This is a genomic window from Solemya elarraichensis gill symbiont (genome assembly GCF_002021095.1).
Lineage (GTDB): Bacteria > Pseudomonadota > Gammaproteobacteria > Chromatiales > Chromatiaceae.
The window spans coordinates 1-5,794 of record NZ_MPRK01000116.1; the positions used below are offsets into that span (position 1 = coordinate 1).

At 52.4% G+C, this 5,794-nt stretch carries 8 protein-coding genes and 1 other RNA gene; 4 read left to right on the forward strand and 5 right to left on the reverse strand.

The genetic code is table 11. The annotated features are described in order from the left end of the window. The 5 genes from BOW51_RS06890 to BOW51_RS06910 form a co-directional block, all read right to left on the reverse strand. A partial coding sequence (locus BOW51_RS06890) for a hypothetical protein (protein ID WP_217349019.1) occupies positions 1-233 on the reverse strand: 233 nt, incomplete at its 3' end. Between the two features lie 115 nt (positions 234-348). Further along, positions 349-939 carry a 5-formyltetrahydrofolate cyclo-ligase gene (locus tag BOW51_RS06895; RefSeq protein WP_078477048.1) on the reverse strand — a complete coding sequence of 197 codons (591 nt, stop codon included), beginning with the start codon at positions 937-939 and terminating at the stop codon, positions 349-351. Between the two features lie 17 nt (positions 940-956). Further along, a non-coding RNA gene (gene ssrS / locus BOW51_RS06900) (6S RNA) lies at positions 957-1,139 on the reverse strand. An 89-nt stretch (positions 1,140-1,228) separates the two neighbouring features. Further along, the gene (locus BOW51_RS06905; RefSeq protein ID WP_245828587.1) at positions 1,229-1,546 is read right to left on the reverse strand and encodes a cell division protein ZapA; all 318 of its coding nucleotides are present in this window, start codon (positions 1,544-1,546) and stop codon (positions 1,229-1,231) included. Beyond that, positions 1,543-1,752: a TIGR02449 family protein gene (locus BOW51_RS06910; RefSeq protein WP_043116398.1), complete on the reverse strand. Its 210-nt coding sequence runs from the start codon at positions 1,750-1,752 to the stop codon at positions 1,543-1,545. The genes BOW51_RS06905 and BOW51_RS06910 overlap by 4 nt, the downstream gene beginning before the upstream one ends. A 152-nt stretch (positions 1,753-1,904) precedes the next feature. On the opposite strand from BOW51_RS06910, the gene BOW51_RS06915 reads away from it, so the two are divergent. The 4 genes from BOW51_RS06915 to BOW51_RS06930 form a co-directional block, all read left to right on the forward strand. Next, positions 1,905-2,477: a UPF0149 family protein gene (locus tag BOW51_RS06915; RefSeq protein WP_167367260.1), complete on the forward strand. Its 573-nt coding sequence runs from the start codon at positions 1,905-1,907 to the stop codon at positions 2,475-2,477. Further along, a complete protein-coding gene (locus BOW51_RS06920; protein WP_078477050.1) occupies positions 2,474-3,790 on the forward strand; it encodes an aminopeptidase P N-terminal domain-containing protein in 1,317 nt (438 codons plus the stop codon). Before BOW51_RS06915 ends, BOW51_RS06920 begins: the two co-directional genes overlap by 4 nt. 63 nt (positions 3,791-3,853) lie before the next feature. Then, entirely contained in the window at positions 3,854-5,077 is a 1,224-nt protein-coding gene (gene ubiH / locus BOW51_RS06925; protein WP_167367261.1) for a 2-octaprenyl-6-methoxyphenyl hydroxylase, read from the forward strand. Next, the coding region (locus BOW51_RS06930; RefSeq protein ID WP_135568120.1) for an FAD-dependent monooxygenase at positions 5,074-5,794 on the forward strand (721 nt) is incomplete at its 3' end. The genes ubiH and BOW51_RS06930, both read left to right, overlap by 4 nt.

The following is a 5,794-nucleotide window of genomic DNA, read 5'->3' on the forward strand; positions in this document are numbered from 1 at the left end:
GCCTTCTTCTTGGCTACCTTTTTCTTTGCGGTCTTTTTCTTGGCAACTTTTTTCTTGGTCGCCTTCTTCTTTGCTACTTTTTTCTTAGTCGCCTTCTTCTTGGCAACTTTTTTCTTTGCTACTTTCTTTCTTGCTACTGGTTTCTTTGCTGCCGCCTTACGTGCAACAACCTTCTTCTTTGCAGCGGCCTTTTTCTTCGCTGCCTTTTTCTTCGCGGCTTTCTTTACTGCCATATCGACCCCCTCTACTTGATGCAATAAACAGTTCTTTCAAAACAAGTATAGTCACCTTGTTAGCTAATACTAGTTAGGTTATTACCTATTAATCAAGCATTTATTCAATTTGTTTTTATCTTCGAAAAATTTGTTTCTCTGTGATCACTATATCCAGCGCTATATCCCACTCCTTGTTATCAACCATTTCAAGCTGCTGTAAAGCATGCGCAATTCCAACCATGCATGGCTTTCGCCAGCTATTTATATGGCGAAATGAAAATGTGCGATCATAATAACCACCTCCCATGCCGATGCGATAACAACGATCATCAAAGCCGACAAGCGGCGCAATAACAAGATCAATCGCTCTTGTATCAACAACTGCATATTTGCGCGCAGGCTCTTCAACCTTAAATTGGTTTGGTTGCATTCGTGCATTAACAGGCCAATCACGAAACAGAAGATGCCCATGACGGAATGGATGCAACACGGGTAATACAAGATGCTTGTTCAACTGGCGCGACAGCTGAATGATCGATTCAGTTTGTAATTCGCCATCAGTATCAAGATAGATAGCAATCGTTGTTGCTTGCTGAAACCATGGATGACGTATGAGTCGTCGTGCAACTGCCTTGCCGTGTAAACGTTGTTGAACAGATGTGAGCGCATTGCGCTGTTGGCGCAATGATTGGCGAAGTTGGTTAGGTGTTTTTATTGCTGTCATAGAGAAAGAGAGAAAAGGGCGAACCCGCAAATAGCGATGTCGACATCAGTTCCTGAACCTTGCGGTTCAAGGGGGAACTTCATTGCTGCTTTAGGCTTTCCGCTCAAGACGGACATGCACACTGTCAGCAGGTCATATTCCCAGGATGTTTTTAAGGCTCATGAAAATACTTAGCCAACTGTCGCGTATCACAGAGAACGCCCCTTACAACTCATCATAATCCAATTTTTGCCGTGCGTCATGCCCGATTGGAAAAAGTTCTGTTGCGGGGTGAAATCGATATATTAGTCTAGAGTTCGAGCTGGTTACTCTCGTTGAGCGCAGCCTCGACCTTTTCACGCACACTGCGCAGGCGTGGCGTCAGGTCGCCAGATTCCTCTTGCTCGGCACCCGCCTGCAGCATCTCATGGGTAATATTCAGTGCTGCCATCACGGCAACATGTTCATTACTGATGATTCGTCCACTGGTTCGGATTTCGCGCATTTTCTGATGCAGGTACTGTGCAGATGCCATCAGCTCCTCTTCTTCATCGGGCACGCAGGCAACCATGTACTCTTCACCGAGAATGGTAACGGCGATTGGCTTGTTCTCTTTGGATCTGCTCACGTGTGCTCTTCCAGTGACTTGAGGCGCGAGATCATGGCTTCGACACGACCACGTGCCATTTCAGTCTTCTCGATCAATGCCGCGCGCTCTTTCACCATCACTTCCTGGCGATCACGCAGCATACGATTCTCAGACTTGAGATGACGACACGCATCGATTAATTCATCGACACGTGATTCCAGTGCATTAATTTCCTGTTCAGACATATACAGACCCACCCTTTGATATCAAAACTATAGTGAGCATCCGGAGCCCGGTCAATGGTTTTCCTTGCATTCTTCATAACAATACTATGTCTATTTGCTGCATAATAGCCATCTGGCGAAAGTAAACAAACCAGTGGATGGCTGGAGAGACCGTGAGCGATACCCTCGAATATCAGACAATCAACGATGTACTGGAACGTGCAGAACTCGAACTTGATGCCTCGCAAGCACATGGCCTTGTGTGCGGATTAATCTGTGGGGACTTTCCTAGTTCACTGCAGCACCTGAACCAGGAGCTGATGGGCGACATGGATGAAAACGACTCTCTTACACAGGAATGCCGACGCACACTGACGCAAATGCATGGCATCACCAAGGACTTGATGGATGATGTCGAGCTGCGCTTTCACCTGTTACTGCCTGATGATCCCGAGGAGATGCCGGCACGTGCAAAAGGCATCGTCGACTGGTGCCAGGGATTTCTATTCGGTTATGGCATCAACGCCGGTGAACAGCACCAGCACCTCTCAAATGACGCACTCGGCGCACTCGAGGATATCAGTGAATTCACACGCATGGATCTTGCCGAGCTTGAACATCTCGATGAAGAGGACCAGGAGTCGCTGCAGGATCTCGAGGAATACCTGCGCATGGCAACCCTGATGATCTACGGTGATATCGCTGCGCACCAGGAGGAGCCCGAAAACGAGGAGGAGCTCCACTGATGTCGATTCCCACCTCGGAATTCAAGCGCCGTCGCAAACAGTTAATGCGCATGATGGACAAGGATTCGATAGCCATCATCCCGACAGCGCAGACCTATATCCGTAATCGTGATGTCGAACACCCGTTTCGCCCTGATAGCGACTTTCACTACCTCACCGGCTTCTCCGAACCCGAGGCTGTCGCAGTACTGATTCCCAATAGGAAGTCTGCAGAATATATTCTCTTCTGCCGTGAAAAAGATCCCGAGCGTGAATTATGGGACGGCCTGCGTGCCGGTCTCGAAGGTGCAACAGAGATCCACGAAGCGGATGACGCCTTTCCGATCGACAGTCTCGATGAGATTCTACCGCGCATGCTGGAGCAGTGTGAGCGCGTCTATTACGCCATGGGCTGCAATCACGAACTTGATCACCGCATGTCTGAATGGATTGGGCAATTGCGTGCACGCGCCCGCACCGGCGTGCATGGCCCACTCGAATTTATCGTCCTTGATCACTACCTGCATGATATGCGTCTCTACAAGAGCCGCTCTGAACAGAAAGTCATGCGTGCAGCTGCAAAGACATCAGCTGCGGCACACATCGCCCTGATGAAGCAGTGCGAACCCGGCATGTATGAGTATCAGCTGCAGGCAGAGTTTGCCTACCAGTGCGCGCACAAAGGCGCCACATCGCAGGCTTACCCGTCAATTGTCGGCGGCGGTAACAATGCCTGCATTCTGCACTACACGGAAAACAGCGAACTGCTCGTAGACGGCGACCTGGTTCTGATCGACGCGGGCTGTGAAAACTCCTGTTACGCATCGGACATTACCCGCACCTTTCCCGTCAACGGCACATTCAGTGAACCGCAACGGCAACTCTACCAACTTGTTCTCGATGCGCAGAAAGCGGCACTGGAACAGATCAAACCCGGTAATCACTGGAATGACCCGCATGATGCAGCAGTAAAGACCATCACCCATGGACTGCACAAACTCGGGCTACTCAAGGGAAAACCGGATGCACTGCTGAAAGATTCTGCTTACACGAAATTCTACATGCACAAAACCGGACACTGGCTTGGCATGGACGTGCATGATGTCGGCGACTACAAGATCGACGGGCAGTGGCGCATGCTGGAATCCGGCATGGTTCTGACCGTCGAACCCGGCATCTATATCCCTCTCGGCAGCAAGGGCATCGCCAAAAAGTGGCAGGGTATCGGCATCCGTATCGAGGACGATGTACTGGTCACGAAGCAGGGTTATGACATATTATCGAAAGGTGCACCCAAAGAGATCGACGAGATAGAGGCCCTGATGGCCTCCTGATCACTTCTGTCATACGCCGCCGGCAAGCGCATGACGACTACAGTGAAAACGGATCAAAACGAGATGTCTGACGTAAAAGAGTTTGACCTTCTGATCGCAGGTGGCGGCCTCGCAGGCACCAGTATCGCCTGCGCCCTCGACAGTGTTGGGATCAGCACTGCCATCATCGAGTCCGTTGCCATGGACGCAAGCAGCCAGCCAAGTTTCGACGACCGCGCAATTGCCCTCTCCTGGGGCAGCAGGCGTATTTTCGAGGGTATCGGCATCTGGGATGCAATTACACCCACTGCCACACCAATTCATCACATCCATATCTCCGAAAAGGGGCGTTTTGGACAAGCCCATCTCGATGCACAGGAAGAGTCTGTCGAGGCACTTGGTTACGTTGCACTGGCACGTGATATCGGCCATGCACTCCACCAGCGCATGCTCAACAGCCAGGTTCATCGCTTCTGCCCGGCAACCCTGATCGACTTCAAAGCCGCTGATGAGAAGGTCACTGCCACGATTGAAGCCCAGGGTAAAACTGAAACTGTCACTGCCAAACTGCTGATCGCAGCCGATGGCAAGGAGTCAGGCATTCGCCAGGCACTGGGGATTGAAAGCCATGAATCTGCCTATAACCAGGCAGCTATCGTCAGTAACCTGCTGCCCGGCAAGCCGCATGGCAACATCGCCTACGAACGCTTCACCACCGAGGGACCGCTTGCGCTGCTGCCAATGACCGATAACCGCTTCGGCGTGGTATTGACGGTACCCCAGGAGCAGGTGGAAGAGTACCTTGCCCTGGATGACGCTGCATTTATCGAACAGGTCCAGAAACGCATTGGCTTTCGCTGTGGACGCTTTCGCCAAGCGGGCAAGCGCGCCTCTTATCCATTAGTACTTATGCGTACAGAGGCGATCACAGCGCAGCGTGTTGCGCTGGTCGGCAATGCCGCACATGCACTGCACCCGATATCCGGTCAGGGCTTTAATCTCGGCCTGCGCGATATCGCCGCCCTAGTTGACGTCATTACAGATGCGATCAGGCAGGATGAAGACCCGGGTAGCAAGGCCGTATTGCAGAAATACGCAGAGTGGCGCAAGCAGGATGTGCGCAGCATAACGCTCGCTACCGATGGTCTTGCACGCATTTTCAGCAACCCGCTGGTCGGTGTTGGCGCAGGTCGCAGCGCAGGCCTGGTCGCAACAGATCTGCTGCCCGGACTGCGCCATCGCATCGCAAAACACGCGATGGGAGTCCTCGGCAAGCAACCAAGACTCGGGCGAGGACTGCCCCTATGAAGAAATCATCCAAATACAATAGCCAGGTCGTCATTGTCGGCGGCGGCATGGTTGGAGCCGCATCTGCCTGCGGTCTTGCAGACCTCGGACTTGAAGTCACCCTGATTGAACACAATCGTCCCGATTTCAACTGGCCACAGGATGAGATCGACTTGCGTGTCTCCGCGATCAACAAGGCCTCCCAGCATCTGCTGGAAAATCTCGGTGCCTGGCAGTTGATTGACGACAGGGACGCGGTCGCCTATCGCGACATGCGAGTATGGGACAATCCCAGTAGCGAAATTCATTTCGACAGTGCTGATATCGGAGAGCCGGATCTCGGTCACATTCTGCAGAACCGGGTGATTCAGCGCGCCCTGTGGCAGGCGATGGAACAGAGGCCTGGCATCACGGTACTTTCACCTCGCTCCGTCAACGAATTGCAGCAGTCGCCAGAGAAAATAACCCTACTACTGGATGACGATGCATGCCTGGACAGCGAACTGCTGGTTGCTGCCGATGGTGCTCGCTCACGCATGCGCGATGAACTGGGAATCGGTTTCAGTGAATTTGATTTTCAGCAGACAGCCGTGGTCACCACGGTGCGTCTTGCACAGGGGCACGCAGAGACTGCATGGCAGCGATTCCTGCCCGAGGGCCCGCTCGCCTTCCTGCCAATATCCACCGACCAGTGCTCCATCGTCTGGTCAACCACGGCGGATATCGCCGAGAAGCTGG